Origin of the sequence: Vibrio sp. S9_S30, assembly GCF_014694455.1 — a bacterium.
Lineage (GTDB): Bacteria > Pseudomonadota > Gammaproteobacteria > Enterobacterales > Vibrionaceae > Vibrio.
The window spans coordinates 1-26,222 of sequence record NZ_JAAUWT010000018.1; the positions used below are offsets into that span (position 1 = coordinate 1).

At 43.1% G+C, this 26,222-nt stretch carries 22 protein-coding genes; 14 read left to right on the plus strand and 8 right to left on the minus strand.

Annotated elements, in window-relative coordinates; translation table 11 throughout:
* Positions 1-183 precede the first annotated feature (183 nt).
* Positions 184-1,002 (minus strand): phosphate ABC transporter substrate-binding protein, encoded by an 819-nt coding sequence (locus HC752_RS18775; RefSeq protein ID WP_190336714.1) that lies wholly within the window; start codon positions 1,000-1,002, stop codon positions 184-186.
* Between the two features lie 191 nt (positions 1,003-1,193).
* Here HC752_RS18775 and HC752_RS18780 point away from each other — a divergent pair, with 191 nt between their 5' ends.
* Positions 1,194-1,553 carry a DUF3024 domain-containing protein gene (locus tag HC752_RS18780; RefSeq protein ID WP_190336715.1) on the plus strand — a complete coding sequence of 120 codons (360 nt, stop codon included), beginning with the start codon at positions 1,194-1,196 and terminating at the stop codon, positions 1,551-1,553.
* Between the two features lie 63 nt (positions 1,554-1,616).
* On the opposite strand, the gene HC752_RS18785 is transcribed toward HC752_RS18780, so the two are convergent.
* Positions 1,617-2,447 (minus strand): AraC family transcriptional regulator, encoded by an 831-nt coding sequence (locus HC752_RS18785; RefSeq protein ID WP_190336716.1) that lies wholly within the window; start codon positions 2,445-2,447, stop codon positions 1,617-1,619.
* A gap of 244 nt (positions 2,448-2,691) precedes the next feature.
* The gene (gene rnb, locus HC752_RS18790; RefSeq protein ID WP_190336717.1) at positions 2,692-4,662 is read right to left on the minus strand and encodes an exoribonuclease II; all 1,971 of its coding nucleotides are present in this window, start codon (positions 4,660-4,662) and stop codon (positions 2,692-2,694) included.
* Between the two features lie 379 nt (positions 4,663-5,041).
* Here rnb and HC752_RS18795 point away from each other — a divergent pair, with 379 nt between their 5' ends.
* Positions 5,042-6,919, plus strand: a complete 1,878-nt coding sequence (locus HC752_RS18795; RefSeq protein WP_190336718.1) for a DEAD/DEAH box helicase — start codon at positions 5,042-5,044, stop codon at positions 6,917-6,919.
* A 442-nt stretch (positions 6,920-7,361) separates the two neighbouring features.
* On the opposite strand, the gene HC752_RS18800 is transcribed toward HC752_RS18795, so the two are convergent.
* Positions 7,362-8,879 (minus strand): methyl-accepting chemotaxis protein, encoded by a 1,518-nt coding sequence (locus HC752_RS18800; protein WP_190336720.1) that lies wholly within the window; start codon positions 8,877-8,879, stop codon positions 7,362-7,364.
* Positions 8,880-9,698: 819 nt separating this feature from the next.
* Between HC752_RS18800 and HC752_RS18805 the strand changes: the two genes are divergently transcribed.
* Positions 9,699-9,890: a hypothetical protein gene (locus HC752_RS18805; RefSeq protein ID WP_190336721.1), complete on the plus strand. Its 192-nt coding sequence runs from the start codon at positions 9,699-9,701 to the stop codon at positions 9,888-9,890.
* Between the two features lie 65 nt (positions 9,891-9,955).
* On the opposite strand, the gene HC752_RS18810 is transcribed toward HC752_RS18805, so the two are convergent.
* From HC752_RS18810 to HC752_RS18825, 4 genes are all read right to left on the minus strand, one after another.
* Positions 9,956-10,513, minus strand: a complete 558-nt coding sequence (locus tag HC752_RS18810; RefSeq protein WP_190336722.1) for a PhnA domain-containing protein — start codon at positions 10,511-10,513, stop codon at positions 9,956-9,958.
* Between the two features lie 192 nt (positions 10,514-10,705).
* Positions 10,706-13,153, minus strand: a complete 2,448-nt coding sequence (locus HC752_RS18815; RefSeq protein WP_190336724.1) for a VolA/Pla-1 family phospholipase — start codon at positions 13,151-13,153, stop codon at positions 10,706-10,708.
* Positions 13,154-13,171: 18 nt separating this feature from the next.
* Positions 13,172-14,422, minus strand: a complete 1,251-nt coding sequence (locus HC752_RS18820) for an outer membrane protein transport protein (RefSeq protein ID WP_190336725.1) — start codon at positions 14,420-14,422, stop codon at positions 13,172-13,174.
* 267 nt (positions 14,423-14,689) lie between these two features.
* Positions 14,690-15,469: a M48 family metallopeptidase gene (locus tag HC752_RS18825; RefSeq protein ID WP_190336726.1), complete on the minus strand. Its 780-nt coding sequence runs from the start codon at positions 15,467-15,469 to the stop codon at positions 14,690-14,692.
* Positions 15,470-15,534: 65 nt separating this feature from the next.
* Here HC752_RS18825 and HC752_RS18830 point away from each other — a divergent pair, with 65 nt between their 5' ends.
* From HC752_RS18830 to HC752_RS18880, 11 genes are all read left to right on the plus strand, one after another.
* On the plus strand, positions 15,535-15,978 hold the full coding sequence (locus HC752_RS18830; protein WP_190336727.1) for a hotdog fold thioesterase: 444 nt from the start codon (positions 15,535-15,537) through the stop codon (positions 15,976-15,978).
* On the plus strand, positions 15,978-16,211 hold the full coding sequence (locus HC752_RS18835; protein ID WP_190336729.1) for a DUF3389 domain-containing protein: 234 nt from the start codon (positions 15,978-15,980) through the stop codon (positions 16,209-16,211). The genes HC752_RS18830 and HC752_RS18835 overlap by 1 nt, the downstream gene beginning before the upstream one ends.
* Before the next feature lie 120 nt (positions 16,212-16,331).
* A complete protein-coding gene (locus HC752_RS18840) occupies positions 16,332-18,050 on the plus strand; it encodes an SgrR family transcriptional regulator (protein WP_190336730.1) in 1,719 nt (572 codons plus the stop codon).
* A gap of 160 nt (positions 18,051-18,210) precedes the next feature.
* A complete protein-coding gene (locus HC752_RS18845) occupies positions 18,211-19,068 on the plus strand; it encodes a DMT family transporter (RefSeq protein WP_190336731.1) in 858 nt (285 codons plus the stop codon).
* Between the two features lie 72 nt (positions 19,069-19,140).
* A complete protein-coding gene (locus HC752_RS18850; protein ID WP_190336817.1) occupies positions 19,141-19,392 on the plus strand; it encodes a hypothetical protein in 252 nt (83 codons plus the stop codon).
* 56 nt (positions 19,393-19,448) lie between these two features.
* Positions 19,449-19,772: a divalent-cation tolerance protein CutA gene (cutA, locus tag HC752_RS18855; RefSeq protein WP_190336732.1), complete on the plus strand. Its 324-nt coding sequence runs from the start codon at positions 19,449-19,451 to the stop codon at positions 19,770-19,772.
* Positions 19,773-20,700: 928 nt separating this feature from the next.
* Complete coding sequence (locus tag HC752_RS18860) at positions 20,701-22,377, plus strand: peptide ABC transporter substrate-binding protein (RefSeq protein ID WP_190336733.1); 1,677 nt, start codon at positions 20,701-20,703, stop codon at positions 22,375-22,377.
* A gap of 15 nt (positions 22,378-22,392) precedes the next feature.
* Entirely contained in the window at positions 22,393-23,322 is a 930-nt protein-coding gene (locus tag HC752_RS18865; RefSeq protein ID WP_190336734.1) for an ABC transporter ATP-binding protein, read from the plus strand.
* Entirely contained in the window at positions 23,322-24,149 is an 828-nt protein-coding gene (locus tag HC752_RS18870; RefSeq protein WP_190336735.1) for an ATP-binding cassette domain-containing protein, read from the plus strand. Before HC752_RS18865 ends, HC752_RS18870 begins: the two co-directional genes overlap by 1 nt.
* Positions 24,150-24,196: 47 nt before the next feature.
* Positions 24,197-25,165: an ABC transporter permease gene (locus HC752_RS18875; RefSeq protein ID WP_190336736.1), complete on the plus strand. Its 969-nt coding sequence runs from the start codon at positions 24,197-24,199 to the stop codon at positions 25,163-25,165.
* Positions 25,162-26,070, plus strand: coding sequence for an ABC transporter permease (locus tag HC752_RS18880; RefSeq protein WP_190336737.1), 909 nt, complete (start codon positions 25,162-25,164; stop codon positions 26,068-26,070). The genes HC752_RS18875 and HC752_RS18880 overlap by 4 nt, the downstream gene beginning before the upstream one ends.
* The last annotated feature ends 152 nt before the right edge of the window (positions 26,071-26,222 follow it).

Genomic DNA, 26,222 nt, shown 5'->3' on the forward strand with positions numbered 1-26,222 from the left:
AAGTGGTAAGCGACTCATTTTACCCAAGAAAAGAAAGAGGAAGCCTTTTCCTCGGGTTGTTCTGTATAAGGCTCCCCGGTATCCACATAAGAAAAGAGCCGCACGCTGTTAAGCGAGCGGCATTAGCCATTTGGTCGCCTTTTTTCTTTATGCGATTTTCAGCCATCATGGAATGGCACTTATCTAATTTGAAGAATGAATCCCGGTATACCCGTAGTCTTCAATTAATGTTTGCCCTTTTTCCGACAAAACATACTTTATGAACGCCTTTCCTTGTTCTGTAATGTCGTCTTTTTGGTGAAACAACAGAAATGGTCGAGACAGTTCGTATTTATTGTTTGCGATATTCTGGCTTGTTGGTTCTACATTCTCAAATGAAATGGCTTTAATGGAGCGATCAACGGAGCCAAGAGAGACAAAGCCAATCGCCTGAGGATTATGATTGACGATGGTTTTTACCATGCTATTACTGTTAACGACCAAGTTGTCGGCATTGATATTAGAGACCAGGCGGTTGTTTACTACTTTAGTCAATCCAAGTAGGCTTTCAAAACTGTAACGAGTACCCGATGAAGACTCTCTAGTCACCACCGCGATGATGCGATCTTCACCACCGACTTGCTTCCAATTATTTATGTTCCCTAAGTAAATATCAGTCAGTTGTTTACGCGATAAATTATGGATGGTGTTAGCGCGGTTAACAACGACGGCTAATCCGTCGAATGCGATAGGGTCGACGGCTAACGATTCGTCGTATTCGGCATCTGTTAAGTAACGCGAGCTCATTCCAATTTCAGCCACACCTTTTTTAACCATGGTGATTCCGGCTGTTGAACCTATTCCTTGAATAGCGACGAAAGTATCAGGGTATTCTGAATTATATTTTTCAGCGAGCACATCCATGATACGACTCATTGATGTAGAGCCTGTAACATTTATCTCTTTTGCGTATAGACAAGAAACAAATAAAGAAAGCAGAGCGGCAAACGCAACGCGAAACATAGATTACTCCATATTGCAGATAATATTTTGAGCCATCATATGCCGTAACAATGACGTTTTTGTGAACCTCTTCAATGCGACTGGCTTTGAAAGAATGTTGGAGGGATATTGATGAAAATATTTGCTCAAGAAAGGATAAATCTAAGAAGTAGGTTATAGTTATTGTGGGGAAAAGGAAGGAGGATAGATCCATGTTGGTATGTGATATAGACCGCCAACGCCTCGATAAGCTGGCGAGCAAACTGTGTGAACACAGAAACCAAGGTTTGCCCATTGAGCATGGAAAAGCGTATTTTGAGATATTAGAGTCTGGAGTTCTTTTCACGAAATCCTTTTTTAAATTGGATTCCGGGCACCCAGATTATTCAAAAGATGTCGCAAAAGTCGAATTTGACCCAGATGAACACACTTGGCAGTTATTTGTGAATAAACGTCAAAAGGAGTCATTGTCGAAAGTGTGGCACCCACATCCGGTGGTGCCACGCAGTCGAGATTTATCGTATGTATTTTCGGTGATCGAATCAGATCAAGAAAATTGTATTTGGTACTGATCATCATCCAAATACCCAATGGCGATTTGACCTCATTTCAATACGCCACTATGAGAATGGCTTTCACATGGTGGCGTGTCTTAGCTCTTCACGGTTCCAGTTGATGCGAGACCGGAATTCTTTAGGTGTCATCCCTTGAATGCTCTTAAACGCAGTACTGAAGTGTGCAGCGCTCTTGAAGCCACTCTGGAAAGCAATTTCGCAAATTGATTCATGAGAAGCTCGCAACTGATTCGCTGCGTAGTTTATACGCTTTTCCTTCAATAAATGCGAAAAGGACAACTCTTCAGCTGACAAGCGTCGCTTAAGCGTCGCAGGAGACATACCTAAAGTGCGTGAAACGCTTTCAAGGGAGATCTCATTGCGAATATTTTTCTCAATATGTTGAATTACTCGCTGGCTAACTTTGAGCTCAAATGAATTATGGATCAATCGTCTAAGGCTTGGGTTCACTTTTAGCATTTCGCTGACGAGTGCTCTAGCAAGGAACTCTGCTGTTTCGTTTGGTCCCTTTGCGTCTTCGAGAATACCGATCAGCAAATCTTGAATCGATTGTGCGACAACATCATCAGCATCAAACTTAACAAACGAATTTTCTTGCTTACCAAAGACGTAGTCTTCAGTGCCAGCTTTGATGCTTTGAAGAATAGACGTGTCCAAATGGATTGCGGTCGCATTTATTGCGTTATTCTCAAGATCTGTTTTTACATCAGTCAGCAATGAGATATCCAATAATGTAAATTCTCCACTGCTTAACTTTCCAATAACGCCATCGGGAAATTTGAATGAAGCGCTGCCTTCGATCACCATAAAAATGACTGGATTGGCTGCGTGATATCTATCACGATCTCGTTGTTGGAAATTGCTGAACTTTTGTAAGGTTACATTCGTCATAGCGCTTCTCTGTTTTTGTTTTTTCCGTAACTTAATTATTTCTATTGAGTTTTTGAAATCAAGGAAAGTTGAGCTGAATTATGACTGATACCAATTAATGAGACAACCAGAAGCTTGCTATCGTAAGTACTTGATTAAGCGTCGATTTAGCTGAAATGGGCTTTTTTTTAATAAAAATAAAAAGAGCTCTCCTTTCTTAGAGAGCTCTTAAGTGACTATTTTCTATATAAACTTTGAGAACTGTTCACTCTGTCTCAAAAACTTTAGTTGGTTTCGCGACAAGGTTACGATTTTCAAGATTGACATCGATCAAGATAATTTCAACCACATCACCGAGCTGCCACACAACAGATTTATCGATAATGACTTGACCTCGCTCACTGTTGCATTCGATGCGTTCTTTATCATCTAAAATTTGTGAGCTCGGAATAAAAGCAGACGCGCCATTTTCCAAAATTCGGAGCCGTAAACCCGCTCTGTTTACGTCGAAAATCTCGCCCTGGAAGCAGGTTTTGTTCTTAGGTGCGTCTATTAATGTACGAGCATATAACCAGTCACTCACATTGCGTTCCGCAATTTTATGATGTTTTCGGTGAAGGGCGAGTTCTTCTCCGACATGATCATCCGGTTTTTGGACTGGCTCTTTATTCAATATGAGCGCTTTGAGCATACGGTGATTAATCATGTCGCCGTATTTGCGAATAGGGGATGTCCATGTGGCATAAATATCCAACCCCATAGCGTAGTGGGCTTCTGGTTGATTACCAATTTCACTGTATGCTTGGTACCTACGGATTCGATTATCTAAATACGACGTATCTTGGCTATTTAGCCAACGGCGAATTCTGCTGAACCCTTCCAGCGATTTGGCTTGTTCAGCAGAAAATGGATCGGCGTTGTCTGTGTTGATCAACTCCAAAGCTTCAGCCAGCTTGTCTTCTCTAAAACCTGCGTGCGTATTGAAGACACCCGTACCAAAATGCTCTTTTAGTGCTTTGCCCCCACAGATGTTTGCCGTGATCATCGATTCTTCAACTAAGCGGTTAGCCGTACGGCGCAAATCCGCATGTATTGCTACTACGTCGTTGTCTTCACTCAATTCAAATCTGTAATCAGGGCGATCTGGGAATACAACCGCATTTCTTTCACGCCAGCTTGCACGGGCGAGTGCGAATTCATGCAGATCTTTCACAACACTCGCGATGACGTCGTTAGGTTGCCAAGCATCTGACGCACCCGTTTCCAACCAATCTGATACGCGGTCGTACACCAAGCGAGCATGAGACTTGATGTTTGCTGCAAAAAACCGAATATCGTCGCCTATAACGCCCTCTTTACTGACCGTGACTGAGCAGCATAGGGCGGGGCGGTCTTCGCCTTCTATGAGAGAGCAAAGTTGATCGGCTAAATCTCTTGGCAGCATTGGAATATTTCTGCCAGGTAAGTAAATTGTAAACCCGCGGTCTCGGGCAACTTTATCCATTTCATCATCAGGTGTGATGTAGGCAGTGGGGTCAGCAATGGCAATAGTGAGCTCAAAATCACCACTATCGTTTTTCCTTGCGTATAACGCGTCGTCCATGTCTTTCGTCGATTCACCATCAATCGTTACGAAAGGAACGTTAGTCATATCGATTCGCTCAAGATCAGCGTCGTCTTTAAGTACCCAATTTTCAATGCCAGCCGGCTCACTATTTGGTAAGTCGTTTTCAGCTAGCGTTACCCACCAAGGCGCAATTTTGTCGTTTGCGTCGGTGATCTTTTCTGAAATCTCTGCCAAGAAGCCATTTTCACCACTCAGTGGATGACGTGTGAGATGAGCGACGACCCAATCACCTTCATTCAATGTTTCAGGATTGAGACCTTTTTTGGCTTTTGCTTTCAATGAAAACTTTTTAAGCTGGGGATGATCTGGGGTCACATTTAAGCGACCTTTGAACATTTTAACTCGACCGATAAAGCGAGTCAGTGACTGCTCGATGAGTTTATCTGGTTCGGCGACTTCTTTTTCATTCTCGGTTCGGATGATGGCTTCTACTTTGTCACCATGCATGCATTTTTTCATGTAAGGAGGTGGGATAAAGAAAGAAGTTTTGCTATCCACTTCTAAAAATCCAAAGCCTTTGTCTGTCGCTTTAATTGTTCCTTCCTTAGTTGGAAGGTTTTCTTTTATTTGCTGCTTTAATTGAGCTAGTAACGGGTTATCTTGAAACATCTTAATTGGTCGCTATTAATTAACCGCTTCACTATATAGCCTGAATTTCTCCATTGCTAGATAAAGTCGACATTTTCCCCCTATTAAGTGAGGGGAAAACTGTGTAACGTTTGGGCTTGAAGATGTAAAAGTGTGCAATATGTCCATTTGATGACCCAAAAAACAAGAAAACAATGAAAAATGTGATGAATTTCAATTTTTTCTGGCTTTTCTTGTGCTTTTCAGGCAGAATCCGTCTCCCTTAATGATGTCCCTAGCGGCTTGATGCGTTTTATTACTTATCCGCATCTGAACGGAGTCAGTATACCTTCTGGATTGGTATTGGAATTGGTAGAGCACGTGGGACCGTTTGTTTTTGTTTTAATATAGTGGGATCCCAATGCAAGATTCTGTAATTCAGTTTAGTGAATTAGCACTTAATGACGCCATTCTTTCAGCACTTGAAGGTATGGGGTTTGTTTCTCCAACTCCAATTCAAGCAGCAGCTATTCCTCATCTTCTTGAAGGAAGAGATGCTCTAGGTAAAGCGCAGACAGGTACAGGTAAAACTGCTGCTTTCTCTCTCCCTCTTCTTAATAAGCTAGATCTAGGTCAACGCAAGCCACAGGCAATTGTTCTTGCCCCAACTCGTGAGCTTGCTATTCAGGTAGCGGCTGAAATAAAGAACCTGGGTCAAAACATCAAAGGGCTTAAAGTTCTTGAGATTTACGGTGGTGCATCCATCGTCGATCAAATGCGTTCACTTAAGTCAGGTGCACACATTGTTGTCGGAACGCCCGGTCGAGTTCAAGACTTGATCAACCGTGACCGTCTACACCTAGATGAAGTTCATACTTTCGTTCTTGACGAAGCGGATGAAATGCTCAACATGGGCTTTGTTGACGATGTTACTTGGATCATGGAGCAAGCTCCAGAAACAGCGCAGCGCGTTCTGTTTTCTGCAACGATGCCTCCAATGCTTAAAAACATTGTAGAGCGTTTCCTTCGTAACCCTGAGCATATTGATGTCGCGGGTAAGAACCACACCGTTGATAAAGTAGAACAACAATTTTGGGTTGTTAAAGGTGTTGAAAAAGACGAAGCAATGTCTCGCCTTCTTGAAACGGAAGAAACAGACGCTTCTATTGTCTTTGTTCGTACTCGTCAAGACACGGAGCGCTTAGCGGATTGGTTATCTGCGCGTGGCTTCAAAGCGGCGGCTCTTCACGGCGACATTCCACAGTCTCAACGTGAACGTACTGTTGATCACATCAAACAAGGTGTTATTGATATTCTCGTTGCCACAGATGTTGTTGCTCGTGGGCTTGATGTTCCTCGCATTACGCACGTATTTAACTACGACATCCCATTCGATGTTGAATCTTACATCCACCGTATCGGCCGTACTGGTCGTGCTGGACGTAAAGGTAAAGCAATTCTTCTTGTTCGCACAAACCAGATCCGCATGCTTCGTACTATAGAGCGTGTGACTAAGTCCTCTATGGAAGAAATCCAACTTCCAATTCGTGACAAAGTGGCAGATGCGCGTTTGGTTAAGCTTGGTAGTGAGTTAGCTGCTGAGAAAGAACACAAGGCATTAGATAAGTTCGGTGACTTGATTGAAAAACTTCAAGAGTCTCTAGAGATCGATGCCGCGACATTGGCTGCAATTCTTCTTAAGCGTCAGCAGGGCAAACGCCCGTTATTCTACATTGGTGAAGATCCAATGATTGAAGCAATTGAACGTGATAAGAAGCGCCGAAAAGAGCGACGTGATGGTGGTCGTGACGGCGCTCGTGATGGTGCTCGTGGTTACGGCAATACCAATCAAGACTGGGATACTTATCAGCTTCAGGTTGGTCGTGAACAGGGCGTACAAGTTAAAGACATCGTTGGCGCTCTAGCGAACGAGCTTGGTCTAACTAAAGGTTCTATTGGTGCCATCAAGCTTGCACAAGGTCATACGTTCGTACAACTTCCTAAAGCAATGACATCTGAAGTTGCTGGTAAACTCCGCAAATTGCGTATTCGCCAGAAAGAAGTGGGTGCTGTAGTGTGTGATTTTGATGATTTCCGCGAATCTCGTGGTCGCCGTGAAGGTGGCAATCGTGAAGGCGGTAATCGAAGTGGCGGTGGTTATCGTGGTAACCGTGAAGGCGGTCAAGGTCGCGGTAACCGTGAAGGTGGAGAGCGTCGTTTCGATCGCAACCGTGGTGGCGATCACCGTGGAAGCCATCGTGGCGAAAGAGCGCCGCGAACCCGCCGCGCAGAAGCGTAAAATTGAAGAAAGCAGGTCATTGGACCTGCTTTTTTTTGTCGCTCAATTAATCGGATTTCCAGCCTTATTTCTATTGATTAGCGGTAACGATATTTTTCAGCCTATATTTCCATATCACCTTTGTTCCAGTTTCATCCTTATTAGTAATATCTTCTTTTTATGACTCATATAGGAATATGTGCACAGTCATGCAAAATAGGAAGAGATATGGATATTGAGGCACTATGAAGCTTTTTTGCTCTAGCGTTGGGAGCAATGGCTTCAAAAAGTATAGGCGAGGGCATTCACAAGTTGGAATTGTCTTGGTTAGTTACATCGTCTATTGCGCGAAACGAGTTTCCACAAGATCTTGCAAGACGTTTGAGTGATAAAATATCAGGCTCTATATAACGAGTCATAAAAAAGGGAGCTCGCGCTCCCTATTAGATAGAGTAAGAGAAATCTACACCTTAAACGCGTTCACTAGCCCATTTAAACGCTGTGCCATAATGCTAAGCTGCTCGCTGGATTGAGATGTCTGATTGGTTCCCATTTCAGTCTGTTCAGCGACTTCCGAGATGTTTGATATACTATTACCAATGCTCAATATCTGATGACGTTGATCTTCTGCTGAATGTGCTATGTCGGTAGACATTTCTGCCAACGTTTTAATTGAAGCTTGAACACTCGTTAATGCGTCACCACAGTTTGTTGCCTTTTCGATGCCCAACTCGGCTTTTTGTTGACAATGCTCTAACGAATTTACCGTGTGTTGAACACCCGTTTGCAGATCGGATATTATGCGCTGAATATTTCCTGTAGATTCTTGAGTACGTTGTGCAAGCGTTCTCACTTCGTCAGCAACAACAGCAAACCCTCGCCCTTGTTCACCCGCTCTTGCGGCTTCAATCGCGGCATTAAGTGCCAATAGGTTTGTTTGCTCAGCAATTTGCTTAATGACATCAAGAATGTCGCCAATTTCTTTAGATGAGGATTCTAAGTCTTCCGCAATCTTGACGGTTGCTTGCACCTCTTTAGCAACGCCATGAATAACATCGAGGTTTTCGTTTACACTTCGCGTACCACTGGCAATTGTTTCGGTAGACTCCTTCGTTGTAAGCAGCGCAATTTCTACCTTTTCGGACACTAAGTTTGCAGAGTGAGTAAGCTGTTCGATTCGGCTAGAAACGGCAAAGGTTTGTTCTTTTTGATCGCGAATACCCGATTGTATTTGCTGTGTCACGCTCGATAGCTCTTCAGCCTGAGACGCTAATGAATCCGTGTTTCCATGGATACTTACTACGACATCCCGAAGGTTTGCGTTCATTTTGTTGAACGCTGTTGCCATTGTCGCAAGTTCATCTTTTCCTTTGCTTTTCATGATAATAGACAAATCCTTATCATCGGCAATGAGAGACATGGTGCGAGTCAGTTTGTCTAATGGTTTTAAAATATTTTGGGCAATGAGGCTTGAGAAAATCACAAGAGTGATAACAAAGATAAGCGTATGCACTAGGGTAGTCATCATTTCATCTTCGAATGCTTCTTCAACATCAGTGAAGTACACACCCGTTCCCAATACCCAGTCCCATTGGTTGGATTTCGCGACAAAGGAAACTTTCTTTTCTAGCTCTTTGCTACCAGGCTTTGGCCAGTCGTAAGCAACAAAACCACTGCCTTGTGTTTTAGCCGTATCGATAAACTGGCGGAAAGCATTTGAAATGTAAGAGGTGTTGTGTCTCGCCATATTATTGCCATTGAGCTCGGGCTTAATAGGGTGTGTCACCATGACACCGTTAATATCATTAAGCCAGAAATAACCGCTACTTCCATACCGCTTTGAATTGATCAGATCTTTCGCTCTGGTTTGGCCTTCTTCTAATGAAAGCTTCCCTAGGGTGACGAGTTTTTCAATTTGATTAACTTGGTTAATACCACTTTGAACTAAAGACTCGGCAGCCTGCTTTCTTTCATTAATCATCTGATCTTTAAGGTTCAATGCGGAAAACAGCTTCGCTCCAAAAATTATAATGCTAGCAACAATGATAATCAGTCGTATTTTCGATGATACATTAAGTCGATTTAATAGGCGGTTAAGCATGCATACTCCATAGATTTGCATATTAACATTTGAAAATAGTTGCTGATTCTATTCGGTTATTAAGTAAAAGAAATGCGTAATTAATTTATTGTGTTAAGTAATATTAACTCCGTATGTTAAGTGTTTGAAACAACGTATGTTTATCTTTTGTGTCTCGTGTAACAGTATGTAACAAAGAGATAGAATTGAGCTGATTGAAGAATTTTACCATCTGGTGTATCAACATGAATAATGGATAGGGAAGTATGATTGATGATAAATTTTAGCGACTTAGCACTTGGAATGTGACTCGATGTGAAAATTGAGTACAAAAGGGGAATGATGGTTTGAGCTAAATAGATATTTTTTAGGGTGGGTCTACTTTTCCCAAAGGGGGGAAAGCAAGGCGGATGGAAAGAATCGGTCAAATAATATTTGGAAACGAATAACTAATGGTATTTCTAAACGAAAGGAAAAAAACGTTGTTTCTAAATTGTAAATTATTAATGCAATGATGAATACATATTCTCAATAAGTGCCTATTAGGCAGGGATTAATGCATATAAAGCCGCTATAAATAGGTTACTAAAAATGGATGTGTTAAAAACTTGTTTCATTAGAAAATCTTATTTGAATATCTAATAAAAGTCATTTTTTGAAATTTGAAAATAAGAATATTATCTGAGCTGTCAAGTAAACAGAATAATTTGTGAGGCAATCATGGCACAGGTAATGCACATTGAAACAGTAGCAACTCCAGAGTCTATGGGAACGAAGACCTATGCGTTAAATATCAAAGGATTGATTGCTCATTTGTTGGATATCTTATTTGTAGAAAGCAAAGTGGAACCAAAGCACAATGTTGGTCAGCTTTCTTCTTATCTACAACGTGATATCGGACTTTATCGCTAACACCGTTACGCAATAAAAAATGCCAGCTAAATTTAGCTGGCATTTTTTTACGAGCAAAATGCGCTTTATTTCTTTCGGCAATACTCAGCAATGATAAACATCGCCTGACCGTTTGCTTTGCCTTGAATATGTTTAGGATCGTCTGTTAACCCAATTCCACGAACGACAGTCCCTTGCTTAATCACTTGGCTTGAACCTTTAATTGGCAAGTCTTTAATGACAGTTACGTCGTCACCTTTTTTAAGTTCAACGCCATTTACATCACGTGGTTTTTCAGCATCATCATCCATGCCAATCTCCGCCCACTTCGCTACGTCGTCTTCTAGGTAAATCATATCTAGAGCATCTTGTGCCCAGCTTTCTGCCGACAAGCGCTTTAACTGACGCCAAGCCATGACTTGTACTGGCGCGACTGGGCTCCACATGCTGTCGTTTAGGCATCGCCAGTGGTTAATGTCCTGGGGGGCATCAATCTCATTCATGCATTTTCCACAAAGCATAATGGCATGGTCGACCGTGACCATGGAGTGAGGGGCAACAATATAAGGTTGTAGAGGCGATTGAGATGCGCACAATTCGCACTGTGAACCACAACGCTCTAACAGAGTCGATTCAGTAGACATTAAGGTCTTACCTTTGTAGGAATAAGTGGTGTGTATTATGCATTTTATCCTTACGATGAAAAGGGTATTGATGCTATTAATCGTGCGATATGTTTATTTCCTACTTTAAGCTTCTTATATATTTCATCGATATAAAAAAGAGCCCGAAGGCTCTTTTATGAACGTTACCTTTTATGAACGTTACCTAGACACTTACTCTAATGTATCGGTATTCGTTACGGCAGGCGTCAAGCTGTCGTTTTCCAAGAAACTTGCGACAGTTTTTCTTGTTTCCTGTAAATGAGCCAGATCAGCATTGCCTATTTTGGGGCCCAGTAGAGTCGAATGAGTCGCCACCCCGTTAAACTGTATGAACGGTCTAGTGCCTGTATATGTCGTATTTGAGGAGCCCGTTATGGATGTTAAACCCAGTTTTGTGGCTAACGCTTCTGTTCCTACGAATATTGCTGTAGGAGATAAAGGAGTACTATTTGGGTTTTGCTCATAGTATCCATTGTTAGGTACAGTTTCGTCACCATCGGATTGAACAAGCATGGTTGGGAACACATTCCCGATGTCAAAATACTCTGCGCTTGAAGCTATGGAGTAGGGATCGACAGTATCAACCAGCGTTTGAGCCGCAACTTTGAAAGGAATGAGCTTTGCCTCCAACTCTTGCGCGTCACTTGGGTTAGCGGCCGCGAAGTTGTTGTAGCAGACAGCGTCTTCGAACGTGCAGCTTGCCGCATAGCTTGCATAGGATTCATCTGCTTCTTTCGCGAGGTTGTGTTTGATCTGAGGTCCAAAGCTTTTTGACGCAAAGAGCAACTCAGCAATATGTCCCCCTGCATTTGGGTATGCCCCAGAGCCGAATTTCAGGAAGTTATCAGAATCAGGTACAACGCTTGAAGCCGCTTGTGCTGTTGCAAGAGAGGTAAACCCAGTGATGCCCCCTAAAGAATGACCAAGCAATTTCACATTGGTATCAGAAATGGTGATCCCATCCAGTGGCGTAGACGTGAAGTCTGCTTTACCCAGTGCAATCCTAAGCCCAATCACATCCAAACTGCTTTGACGCATATTATCTCTCGCGACGGGGAGTGCTTTAAGATTCAGATAGTACAACGCATCTTTATTGGCTGAGACCGCATCATTTAGCGATCTCTCACCGTGTAGCGGGTGATCGATAGCGATAACCGCAAGATTCTGACTTGTTAGGTTAGCCGCGAATGCATACAAATTTTCTTTTGCAGACGTAATGCCATGTTGATAAATAACCAGTTTTGTATCCGCGTTCACTGTGCTTGGCGTAAAGAGTATGTAAGGAACATCTTGAACTGATTTGATTTTCGGTACGTATGAGTATTGGCTTGTTATGCGCGATGAATCTAATGGGCTACCGTCGGGTTTCTTCAAATCAACACCAACTAATTTGTTTTGCTCATCAGGGGTATTCAATTGAGTGGGGTTGATCTCCTTTGCAACCAATTGAGCGCCAATCACGCCTTTCAATGCATTATTTTGAAGTGCGTTACTTATGATCGCTAAGCTCGGCATTGCCGATTCAAATGGGGTAGTAGAAAACGTACTGAGTGACGTTTCTAAGAAGTATGGGAGCTTAACTGTGCCTCTAGAAACATTAACATTGGCGAAGCTTACTGCACCAGCAGCATAAATAGTTTCTATACCTGTACGTAAGGCATTTGATGTTGCAGTGTCACCGTCCGCCACGTATTTTGTGAATGCTGCATCATCAGCCAATGCGTCAGAAAATAAGGATGGAGTGCCGAACGTCATGTTATACGCATCGCTTAAATCGACAGAGTTTGGGTTAGCGGAATCTTTCCATAGTGCAGCCAAGTTATCACGATAGCCAGCTAACTTAGCGGTAGTGGAAAAGAGAACATCTCCAACTGATTGTGTAGAGAACCAAGCGCTGTAAACGATTTTGTCTGTATCAATGCCTTTCAATGCAGCGATTTTCTCTTGCCCTCTAATGAGAGCTTGTGCACTTGCAAGGCTACCCGATGTATAATCCACCGTTGATGTTTTTAAACTTGCGTAACTTTGAGATGTGCCGATGGCATTGCCGTCTGAATCGGTAATGTCGTCGGTAAGAACGAACATGTACTCGGATTTTTCATCAAATGGCTTGAGAGGTACGATGATTAGAGTGCTATCACTGCCATCATTGGCTTTCGCTACGGATTGCGCGACAAAATCCACCCCGAAGGTCAACTCTGTTACGTCAGTAGGAACGAGCGTTTTGTCCGTTAATTTCTTCGCCAATTTAAAGATTCGAACACCGGAAGAGACGAGCTGAGAAGCTAAACCTTTACCTTCGAGTGAGATATAAATAGGCATTGAAGTGGAAAAACCGTCTGCGTACCCCATTCCCACTCGTGGGTTAGAAATGGATGTGTCGATGCCGGACGGAATGTTTAGAGTGCCGTCTTCTGGATTTAAAAAGAGATTGGTAGGCACTGGCACGCTTGCATCTTTTCCTAGCAAGGTAAATTTGATCGTTGTTGCTCGGTTTACTGACTCTGTAAGATAGGACTCAAAGTTGTTGGTTGGATCGCCAGTAACTTGGTTGTCATCACCACACCCAGCCAGTATTGAAGCGGAAATAATGACCGCTAATAGTTTTATCTTAGTCATTGTGTACACCTGTCTGAATTAGTTGAATGTGTAGTTAACTTGAAATGCAGTGATATAAGCTGAGCCTGAACTTTCAAAAGTCAGTTCTTGTTTGGCGCCATTTATTTCTTTAAACGTTCCACTCTTGCTTTGTACGAGAGCAAACCCTGCATCAAAGGTTAGGTTGTCACTGTATGCATAGGTCGCTCCAGCGGAATACCAAAAGCGGTCAGAATCCGGAATGCTCAACGTTGTTTTACCCGCTTGCTCATCAAGCGCCAAACCTGCCCTTAACGTCCATTCAGAATCCAGCGCGTAAGTTGCGCCAATTGAATAGCGGTTGTTGTCCTTATAGCTTTCTTCTTTCAAGAAGCAAACGCCGCTATTCAAGTCGCAGTCTGGGCTTGTTGCTCGAAGTTCTTTAAACTTATTCCACATGGTACGTTGCCAGCTATAGTGGACGCCCCATTGGTCGTTCAACTGATGGAAACCGGAAAGTTCGAAAATATCAGGAAGCTCGATTTCCAATTTTCCCGTTACCGGGTTTTTTGTTAAATCTGATACTCGAATTCCGGCGTGATCGGTGAATTTACCGTCATCAAAATTGAGGTTGACGGATGAGCGATAGCCCAATCCAAATCGATTATTTTCATCCAATTCATAGAGAGCACCGATATTCCAACCAAATCCGAAGGTGGTTCCCTCCATTGAGACCAGCTTGTCAGAGGGGGAGCCTAGTAAAAATGACGCCAATGCGCCTTTGTGGCGATCCAATTCCGCAATGGCATAAACAAGGTTAACCCCTGCACCCACGCTGAACTTGTCGTTAACACGATAGGCAATATTCGGGTTGAGATTGACAGAAACTAAGGAGGTATTACCCGACATATCACCCGCAGCAATCGTGTCTGGGTAATCCGTACCTACGCCATAAGTCGTGAAGAGACCGACGCCCCAAGCCCATTTATCATCAATTGGGCTAATGTAATAAGAAGCCGGGACAAACTGCATCGGAGCGACATCTTTGGAGTATTGGTTATTGGTGACGTCTTTCACGTTGACTTCTGGGTCGACGATAGAAAGTGCACCCGAAAACTGAGCTTTGTCGAAAAGTGTCATTGCTGCTGGGTTGCGTGCAAGTACGCTGGCGTTGTCTGCAACTGCAGCCTCACCAGAAAATGCGCGCCCCAAACCAGAAGCGGAGTGCTCAGCAACCTGGAATCCGGCTGCATTTACGTTACACGCGAACAATACGGATATTGTAAGCAGAGAGCAGTGCTTAATTTTCATCCTTGGTCCCCTTGGGTAAGACTTGGTATTTGTGGGATAGCCAGTATGGCTATGAGTAATATTAAGACGGTGTAGCTACTTTGTTAAACGGTTGTTTAAATCATAAGTATGAAATGAGAGCTGAGTGGGATTTTATGCGACGAGTGAATGGATTTCCACTCCTCACTCTCATTATAGCCAAGATATATGTGACTGAATTAACATTATTGAACGAGTGGTACGAATAGCACTCAGTAAAAGAATGATATTATCAAACCTATCAGTACGTTAAGTGCAATTGGGTTTGTTGTTACTCGTCCCTTTTATTGATTCTATACGATTGGAAAGGTTAGAGATCCTTGTAGAATTAGACGGGTGTGTTGAAAGTATTTCAGGTGGGTTTTTTCCACCAGAGGCTTTGGCCATGTTTTTCCAGAGTTCTACACTTTGGTAAGGATCAAATCCAGATTTAGCCATCAAGTCGAGACCAAGCATATCCGCTTCGGATTCTTGGCTTCTACCATAAGGCATTAAAAAGCCGTACTGAACGCCGACGCCTAACATCCCCATTGCCAAGCTTTGGTATTCCGAATTTTGTAAACCAATGTTCGTTATTTGCAGCCCCACATTGGCCAGTTGTGAACTCGACAACCGCTCGTTACCATGATTGGCAAGAACGTGTGCGATTTCATGTCCAATAACCGTTGCCAGTTGATCTTGGTTTTTGGCGACGTTGAGTAACCCTGTATAGACGCCAATTTTCCCACCCGGCAATGCAAATGCATTAACCTGGTCACTTTCAAAGACAATGACTTCCCATTCCTTAAAACTGGGTTGAGGGGGGATATGTTGGGTTATGGAGTCGGTAACGCAACGTACGTACGCATTTATTTTGCTATCATTGCTTATCTTTTCTTTTTGCTTCATTTGTTCGAATGAGCTAAAGCCTAAATTTGCCATGTCGTTCGAAGAAAAAAGAAGCAACTGATCGCGACCAGTCGGGGATGTACTGCAAGAAGCGATCATCGTTGCGGTTGTAATAGCGATGGCTATCCGTTTTAACATCATAAACGGGCTCCGTGTTTATGTTTCTGACTAATTTAAATTATATCACTTCAAACAGGACAATTTGAATGGCACTTCAAGCAAGTATATGGAAGAAAGACATCAGTCTCGATATTTTGAACGCTTCATCAAAAAACACGTTAATGGAGCATTTAAATATCGTATATACCGATATCACCGAGAGTACGATCAGTGCGACCATGCCAGTCTGTGCCATTACCCACCAACCGTTAGGTATGCTCCACGGGGGAGCGTCGGTAGTGTTGGCCGAATCGCTGGGTTCAATAGCGGCAAATTTTGCTGTTGATGATGAGCGCTATTGTGTGGGTTTAGACATAAACGCTAACCATGTTCGTGCTATGCGCAAAGGTACCGTAACGGGGACAGCAAGCCCATTGCACTTAGGTATTTCAACACAGGTATGGCAAATAAATTTGGTTGATGAACAAGAACGTTTGATTTGTACCAGCCGTTTAACGATTGCAGTAAAAACGCGTAAAGGTACGGTTTAATGGTTATCTCCTTTAAAAGCGGAAAAGTGATAGCGACGCTCCATGAAGTTGTCGTCAAAATTGATGGTGACCATCGAGCAACGCTTCACTCTCAAGTTGATGCGATTACCCTCATAGGTAAAGGTGTGAACGTCATTACTTCTAATGGTTCAGAGACAAAATGGTCAGTAAAACTTGATAACGAGAAACAACTTACTGAGTTAGCCGAACATCTTGGGGTTCATATCCAGTAAGTAACCGTTATTGAAATAACGAGTCTGGACCGAGAAGCTGGCTTGGTGTAGAGCTTTGTTTAGTACGATGATAAAATAAGGAAATTTCTTGAACCTTCTCCTTGGAGAGTTTTCCTCATTATGAGTAGCCCACGCCTTCGAAGTCAGTTTGAAACTCTATTCGAACATTACAATGGAACCGACAGTAACGTTCAGTTAGAAGACATAACCGATATCCTGTTTTGTACTCGCCGAAATGCGCGGATCGTGCTTAACAAGCTAGCAGAAGAAGGGTGGATCGAATGGCATCCAGCCGCGGGCAGAGGGAAACTTTCACAGCTTATTTTTAGAAGAAACAAACAAGACGTTAGTGAAAACCTAGCCAAGCGCTATTTAGAGGAGGGGAAAATCGGTCAAGCGCTGAACGTTTTGGAGCGCGATGCTACTCGATTAACTCAGGTCATTCAAGACTATTTGGGTCTACAGCATCAGCAAGGGGTGCAGGTAGTGCGATTACCCTATTATCGTGCGCTGAAAATGCTTAACCCTCACAAGCCGACACGTCGTTCAGAACAGCATATCATCAGACAAGTGTTTTCAGGGTTAACTAAGCTGGACGAAAATGAACAAGTTCAAGGCGATTTGGCGCATGATTGGGAAATGATCAATGCGACGCATTGGCGTTTTTACATTCGACCGGGTGTTCGTTGCCACAATGGCAATTTATTAGCTTTACAGGATGTTGTGCAAAGCTTAAAGCATTCGGCTTGTTGTCCAATGTTTGATCATATTGACAGGGTCGAAGAGGTGTCGGCCTATGTTGTCGATATTCACCTTTCTATGCCAGATTGGCATCTGCCGTTGTTGCTCACCGAAACCCAAGCAAAGATACTGCCTTCGAACCAACTTCCCGATGATCAAATGGATCGCATGCCAGTTGGCACGGGGCCTTATCGGGTATTACTCAATGATGATAAGCGATTAGTGCTGGAAGCGTTTGACGGGTATTTTGGGTTTAGACCACTCATTGATAAAGTCGAAGTGTGGGTGATTGATGAAACCTATTCAACACTGGTTTATCCAAGCCTTCAGCATCCAACGAAACCCGCGCATCGTGAGCACGAAGACGTTGAGCTTGATCCAGGCTGTACCTATTTATTATTGAACTTAAGACAAGGGTTAGCGAAAGATAAGCGTTGGGCAGACTATTTTTGTTCACGTTTAAACTGTTTCAATATTTTCGAACTCATGCCGAAAGACAAAATTGTGGAGCAGGGGCTTTTGCATGCTCATGGATTAAAGCCCGGTTGGTTCCACAGCCACCCCATGCCTAAAGTACTGGTACCTTCAAAAGACACGGTTGTAAAAGTGGCATACCACTGTTTTCACCCTGGTTTTAAAATGTACGCTCAAGCGATTGAGGAACTGTTAAAAAAAGACGGTCTGATGGTCGAATACATTCGATACGATGTAGAGCCAGAATGCATGGAAGACATTGACATTTGGATTAAACCAATGGGGATTAGCACAAACCGAGACGATGGATTACTGGGGTGGTTTTTAAGTTATGGTGATATACATAATATGTGTAAACCGGAACAATTCGAAAAATGGCGAGCATTAATTAATCGTTGGCGTGCAGAGCCTGATTTAATGTTTCCTGCAAAACAGTTGGGAAAAGAGCTCGTGGAAAGCCAAGTTATTATTCCAATGTTTCACTGTTGGATGGGGATAAGCAAGGATCAATGTGGTTCCCTACAAAATGCTAAAACCAACGCATTAGGGTGGTTTGATTTTAGTAACATATGGGTGAAGCCAGATACGACCATACCAGACGTAACCGAAGAGGATCGGCTATAGATTTTCTTTAACAAGGCTGATCCAGCGCATCACAAGATGACGATTTGCCGCAAAAAGATTAACGCTTATACCATGTAATTATAAAACCAGCGAAAATAGGCTGGTTTTATAATTGTAACAAGGCGATGATGAGTTTAATTACAAGGAATAGGTAAGCTCGATGCCTTCAATAAAAACTCAACTTTATATACTGTTTGCCATGATGGCATTTGCTGGCAATTCAGTGCTCTGTAGGCTTGCATTAGCGGATGGCAAGATTGACCCAGGTACCTTTACTTCTATTCGGTTGATATCAGGTGCAATAACGCTGTTTGTATTAGTGATGTTAAGCACTAAAAACAGATCCCCTTCATTGTTTTCTAATGAATTCAGTATCAAGGGCAGTCTTCTCCTTTTCGGTTATGCCATAACATTTTCATACGCTTATATTGATCTTGCTACCGGAAGCGGCGCACTGATATTGTTTGGGGTAGTGCAACTCACCATTATCTTCACATCACTCGCTCAAGGCGTGAAAATGCGCTTGTTAGCGCTCATTGGTATGAGCGTTTCTTTTGCAGGTCTTTTCCTATTGCTTCTTCCTAGTGCGACTCGGCCGGATCTCACTGGTGCCTCATTAATGGTGATCTCTGGTGTATGTTGGGGTTGGTATACTCTGCACGGTAAAAGCGCTCAAACACCCCTTGTTTCAACGCAGCTCAATTTTGTTGGCGCATCAATTCCGATATTTCTGGTCCTGCCTTGGATTATCGACTGGAGTAGTACAACGCAAGAAGGTGTCGTTTATGCAGTGTTGTCCGGGAGTGTTGCCTCTGGCATCGGTTACGCCGTATGGTATGTTGCAGTGAAAGATCTCTCTGGTCTTCAAGCGGGCGTTGTGCAACTTTCTGTCCCTGTCATTGCCACATTTGGAGGGCTTGTATTCGTCGGGGAACCCATAACGATCTGGTTTGCTGTATCCTCTCTACTCGTGCTTGGTGGCATTGGGCTAACACTCTTCTCAAAAGACGGATCCTAGTGTCAGCCGATGAGAGTGAATACAGCAGCATATTATGACGCTTATTTTTACTCATTATTTAGCGGGGGTATCGTGGCGAAACCGAATAAAAAGCAACCAACAAAAACGGTTGATGTTTTTTGCGCAAGATGCCGAACAAAGCTCTACAAATACAGAAAGGGTGGGAAGGGGTCTCTTGTAAAATGTTTTATTGAAAGAATTATTGAAGACCATACGAACACCTCATGCACATGTCCGAATTGTGGGATAGAGTTTGCGCGCCAAACTATCATTAGAGGTGTACCTGCAAACAAGATGATTGGTGGTAAGGTGTTTGCAAAATAAAGGTTTGGGTATGTAGCCCGAGCCCCGTAAAAATCGTGAGCAAGGAACGTATTTGAATGTCTGATTCAGAATTTTGTATTGTGCTTAGCACGGTGAATAACGATATGGTTAAGAGAAAGATTGTTAATAGCCTACTTTCAGAAAGGCTGTCGGCTTGTATCCAAGTTATGCCTATCGAGAGCTACTACATCTGGGAAGGGAAGGTGTGTCAGGATGAAGAGCAATTACTGGTGATAAAAACTCAGTCTAAGCTTTACAAAAGAGTTGAAAATACAATCAGAAAGCTACACAACTATGAGGTTCCTCAAGTTATACAGCTTCCAATTTCATCAGGTTTGTCTGATTATTTAGAGTGGGTGAAAAGTAATACTGTTGGCTAGGTGTTGCGTAATTCACCATACTTCTCAAAATTATTACTTCTCACAATCCTTACTTCTCACAACCCTTGCAGCCATATACGAACAGACTCAACGCCATTCATACCTCCAACGCATCTTATCGCATGGTAGTTTATTTGACCTATATGCTGCGTTGTGTACCTAAAAATGCGAAACCTTTGTCCCTCCCTACGCGATCGTCATAGCATTGCTCGATGATTTTGTAACCCGCCGCCACGCTCCATAAAGCAACGACTTGGAATGGGGGAAGCCCAAGGAACAGTGTGTAACATGGTCGTCATGGTTACTCGGTTCCGACTGGATCGTTAAACCAATCGAAAGGTACTTCGGAAGGGTATATTTTGGGTTTACCGTGTACAGAAATAGCGACACAAAGAGAAAAAAAATAAATACAAACAGGCGGGCATGGTTGATTCATTGGGGGGGGGGGAGGTCAAAACAAATAAGAAGAACAGGGGCACAACCCGAAATCGAACACGGTATAATAGTGTTATTAAAAGAAACATTAAAATTGAACGATGATGGATTGGTTTATTGCTATACAAAGATGTTTCAAGGGAAGGGGTTAATGTTACATTTATAAATGAGATTTCGATCCGAAAAAAAATCAGGAACCGAATAAAATACTTAACTTATAATCACTTGCGCAACTAATTTGTTCAACCGAAACAAAATTTACACGAATTATCGCTTAAAAAATTATTACAAATGATAATTGCATCGCTTTTTATAAAGAAAGTACATTGGATGCCTGTTTTATGTATAAAATTCTGCGATACTCACGTGTTTCGAGTGAAGAAATCTAATTTTCACTGATAGAATCCGTACTTATCACTTAAGGAGTTGAGTCTAACTAGAATTTCATAGATGGAATTTATTTTAGGCTCAATATAAAGATATGGAGATTAATATGAAGTTAAAAAAATCCGTATTGGCGCTTACAGCTGCAACAGCATTGCTAGGCGGTCAAGCTTTCGCATCCAACGACAAACTGACTCTGGGCATTTCGCAATTCCCTTCTACTCTTCACCCTATTATCGATAGTATGGTTGCCAAAACCTACACTCATGGTTTTTCATACCGCAGTGCTGTTGGTTTTGATCAGCAATGGAAGCTGACGTGTTTTCTTTGTGAAGAAGTGCCTACTTTTGAAAATGGTCTAGCGGTTATTGTTGATCGTCCTAATGCAAAAGAGGGTGAGAGCAAACAAGGCGTGAAGATGACCGTCAAGTTCAAAAAAGACCAATTTTGGGGAGACGGCACACCCATCACAACGAAAGATGTAGCATTTTGGTACGACGTTGCTACTTCACCCGATGTTCAAGGGAATGCGGGGCTTTCGACATACCAGCATATGGAAAAGCTGGAGATTGTAGACGACTACACAGTTAACGTTTATGTTGATCGTGTGTCTTACAAATACAATGCTTATTACATTCCTGATGCGTTGCCACGACACATAGAAGAACCCATTTTTAAATCTAACCCGAAAGAATACCACCTAAATACAAAATACATTACTGAGCCTACTAACTCTGGTTTGTACAATGGCCCTTATACTATCCAAAATGTCAAACAAGGGCAGTTTGTGCAACTGGGGCTGAATGAGTACTGGAAAGGTAAACAGCCGTATTTCAGCAATGTAACCATAAAAACGGTATCGGACACTCAAGCTTTGCAGGCTAACTTGCTTTCTGGTGATATAGACTACATTCCAGGTGAGATGGGTCTGACTTTGGATCAAGCACTTCAGTTTGAGAAAAAGTTTGGCGACAAATATGATGTTGATATTCGTCCAGCTGCGGTATACGAGCATTTAGACGTACAACTGCAAAACGAACACTTGCAAGATGTACGCGTTCGCCAAGCGCTGCTTTTTGGCCTAGATCGTAAGCTTTTGACTGAAAAATTATTTGATGGCAAAAATCAAGTAGCCAGTTCAAGTGTTAGCCCATTAGATTCTTCATTTGATCCAAATACGCCGTCGTACAACTTCGATCCAGAAAAAGCCAAAACGCTTCTTAAGGAAGCGGGTTACAAGATGGTCAATGGCGTTCAAATGAAGGACGGCAAACCACTAGAAATCGAATTCATGACCACCTCTGGTAACAAGACGCGTGAGCTTGTTCAGCAATTTGCTCAAGGTCAGTGGAAAAAAATCGGTATAAAAGCCGTTATCAATAACCAAACGGCACGCGTTTACTTTGGTACAACATTGAATCAGCGTCAGCACAAGGGATTGGCCTTGTTCGCTTGGGGATCGTCACCTGAAAATTTACCTCGCACGACGTTGCACTCTCAATCCATCCCAACAAAGGAAAATGGTTGGTCTGGTCAGAACTATGCGGGTTACGTCAATCCTAAGATGGACGACCTAATCGCTCGCATTGATGCAGAGCTAAACTTTGAAAAACGTATGGATCTATGGAAAGAGCTGCAATATCTATATGCGACGGATCTTCCTGCACTGCCGCTTTACTACCGTTCAGACAGCTATATCAAGCCAAAGTGGCTTAAAGGCATAGCACCTACGGGTCATCAGACGTATTCAAGCTTCTGGGCTGAAAACTGGACTCGTGCACAATAAGTGATTGGAATGTCTATGAGTGAAGTAATACTAGACGTTCGCAATATGAGTGTGGCCTTAGGGCCGCACTTAGCTGTAAAGGATGTCAATTATCAAATTAAAGCTGGTGAAATTCTGGGTATTGTTGGAGAGTCAGGCTGTGGTAAGTCTCTTACATCACTATCTGTTATGGGTTTACTGGATAAAAAACTAAAGCTGTCTGGCGAAATTCTTTTCGAAGGTGAAAACCTTGTTGGAATGTCAGAAAAGCGTTACCAAAAAATCCGTGGTGAAGGCATTGGAATGATATTCCAAGAGCCTATGACGGCACTTAACCCCGTTGTTACTGTGGGTGAGCAAGTCGCAGAAATGTTCATCATTCATGAAGGTGCTTCAAAGCCAGAAGCGATGAACAGAGCAATTGAAATGCTTAAGCAAGTTCACATCCCTCATCCGGAGAAGAGAGCCAAAGCGTTTCCTCATGAGCTGTCGGGTGGCATGCGTCAACGCGTCATGATCGCAATGGCATTGGCGTGTAAACCTAAAGTTCTTATTGCCGACGAGCCAACAACCGCATTGGATGTAACGGTTCAAGCCCAAGTGCTCGACTTGTTAGAAGAACTGCGTGAAACAACGGGTACCGCAATTCAGTTTATTAGCCATTCTCTCGGGGTTGTTTCTCAAATTTCAGACCGTGTGATGGTTATGTACGCAGGACAGGTGGTTGAATTGGCCGATGTAAACGAAATTTTCGATAACCCTCAACACCCGTATACACAAGCATTGCTCGATACGATTCCGCGTGTTGGCGTAAATGTTGATAGACTACCGGCCATTCCTGGCAGTGTGCCTCCATTGGATCAGCGTGGCGACAATTATACGTTCCGCGATCGCTGCCCTGAACTATTCGACCATTACGTTGATGCCGCGAAACAGCGTCAATTAGCCAAAGGAGGCGTATCCTAATGGCTCTTTTGGAAGTTAAAAATTTACAGAAACGTTATGTACTTGAAGCGGGATCGATGTTTGGTCGTGAACCACAATATCTACATGTTACTAAGAACATTTCTTTGAACCTTGAACCGGGAAAAACGCTGGCAGTGGTTGGCGAATCGGGTTCTGGTAAATCGACTTTGGGTCGAATGGTCAGTATGTTGGAAGTGCCAGACTCCGGCGATATATACTTATCCGGACAAGAAATCTCCCGTCTTAGTGCAAGAGCACAACGCCCTCTTCGTCAGCGTATTGGCTTGGTGTTTCAAGACCCGTATTCTGCACTAAACCCACGCATGCCCATTCTTGCTTCTTTGATAGAGCCAATGAAAGTGAACGGAATTGGGAATAAAGAAACTCAGCGCGCTCGTGCACTAGAAGTGCTGGATTGGGTAGGCATGCGTGAAGATGTATTGACCAAATATCCGCATGAGTTTTCTGGTGGACAAAGACAGCGTATTGCGATTGCACGTGCGTTGATGCTGAAGCCAGAACTTATCATTGCAGATGAGCCCTTGTCTGCACTGGATGTATCTGTTCAGTCTCAAATTCTTAACTTGTTTAAAGACCTTCAAGAAGAACATGGTATTGCCTTTTTCTTCATAAGCCACGATATGGCGGTGGTTTACCACCTTGCTCACGACATTGTCGTAATGAAAAGCGGTGAAATAGTGGAGCAAGCAACAAAAGAAGAATTCTTTGCAAGTCCAAAGCACCCTTATAGCCAGGAACTGCTTAATGCAGTACCGGATATTGGAAACGCTCGCCGTCGAAATCAACCGGAACGGAAATCGGCGTAATATGATAAGCAAGATTAAGAAGCTGATAAAACAGCTCGGACGTTAATATGACAAGCTTTTTTATTTCACGGATACTGCAAATGCTATTGGTGCTTTTCTTGGCCTCATTTGCTGCTTACAACCTTATGGGTCTAATGCCAGGCGATCCTATAGATCTATTGGCGCAAAGTGATCCAAATATTACCTCTGAGGACATTGCTCGCCTTAAGGCTGAACAAGGGTTAGATAAACCCGTTTATGTTCGATACTTTGTGTGGCTGGGTGATGCACTTCAAGGTGATTTGGGGTACTCACGTATGTTCTCTCAGCCCGCCATCGATGTTCTTTGGGACGCGATGAAAAATACCTTGGTTTTGGTGGGAAGTGGAACCTTACTGTCCATGCTTATCGCATTACCCATCGGCATCATTTGTGCGGTTAAGCAAAATAAAGCAACAGACTACATTATTAGTGGTCTCACTTATATTTTCCTTTCCACGCCAGCGGCTTGGTTGGCGCTGATGCTCATCATGATTTTCTCAGTCGTCTTTCCAATATTCCCTGCTGGGGGAACGGGCGAAGCGGATGGCGTTGAAGGGCTCGATAAACTGGAATACATGATTCTGCCTATCTTGAGTTTAACGCTGCTCAGTATTGCCTCTATTTCGCGCTTTATGCGTTCCAGCATGCTTGAAGTGTTCAGACAAGACTTTGTTAGAACCGCGAAAGCAAAGGGGGCTTCTTCGACTCGCGTTTTGTTCAAGCACTGTATCAAGAATGGCATGCTTCCCATGATCACTGTTTTAGCCATGGATGTTGCCGCTCTCATGAGTGGGGCAGTTCTTACGGAAACCATTTTTAGCTGGCCAGGAATCGGGAAGTTGACAGTTGATTCAATCCACGGCAGTGACTACAACGTTGCAATGTTATGTTTTATGGTTGCCACGACTGCAATTCTCATCATGAACTTCATTGCGGATATTCTTTATTCGAAAGTTGACCCACGTATCGACCTGACCAAAGGGGGTAATAAATGAGTTACGTTGCTAAACGCAGCCAAAACCCTTGGGTTCAGGTGGCACAACGCTTGTCTCGCCACAAGTTGGCGATGGTTTCAATGGTTTTCTTGGTGGCACTGACCATTGTTTGTTTCAGTGCAACCCCAATCGCAGGTTGGCTCGGTGTTGACCCCTTTGCTGATGATCTCTTTAGTCGTTTCGAAGCTCCAGATGAAGATCATATTTTAGGTACGGACGAATTAGGCCGTGATATCTTCACTCGCCTGCTTCTTGGTGGGCAAGTTTCATTGACTTTCGCCTTTATGGCAGCCATTACAACTTCCGTAATTGGAACGATATTAGGCGTGGTTGCGGGTTACCATGGTGGCAAAATTGATGCCTTCATTATGCGTGCGGCCGATTTCATCATCAGCCTTCCGGGTATCATGCTCCTGATTCTTATCCAAAGTATTGATATGACTAAGCTGGGTTTCTCTGAAGAACTCGTACGGTCAGACAGCTTCAGTATTTACCGATTGGTTATTGTACTTTCCTTGCTTGGTTGGCCGTTTGCTGCTCGCCTTGTTCGTTCAAATACGCTGTCTGTAAAGCATCGTGAGTATGTACAAGCAGCCATTGGGTACGGGGCAAGCAGTTGGTTTGTGATGACGCGACATATTGTACCCAACGTAATTGCGCCAGTTATCACTGCAACAACATTGGGTATTGGTGGCGCAATCCTAACGGAAAGTGCACTTAGCTTCCTTGGTTTTGGTATTAACCCACCAACGCCATCATGGGGGAACATGCTTCAGACTGCCCGAGAGGCGATGTGGAGTTATCCTATGGCGGCTGTTTATCCCGGCATTATGGTTCTGTTTACTGTTATCACCATCAACTTTTTGGGTGACGGTTTGCAAGAAGCCATAGATCCAAAATCGTAGAACGTTTTTGGTTTGTCTATAAAGACGAAACCGAGTAAAACCAAAGGCAGTCATTGTTGTGACTGCCTTTTTGTTTTTGAACGAAGTATCCCTAAATAAAGGGAACGCCAAACACCGATGTAAATGAGTTTCTTGTCACAATTCTTAGTTAA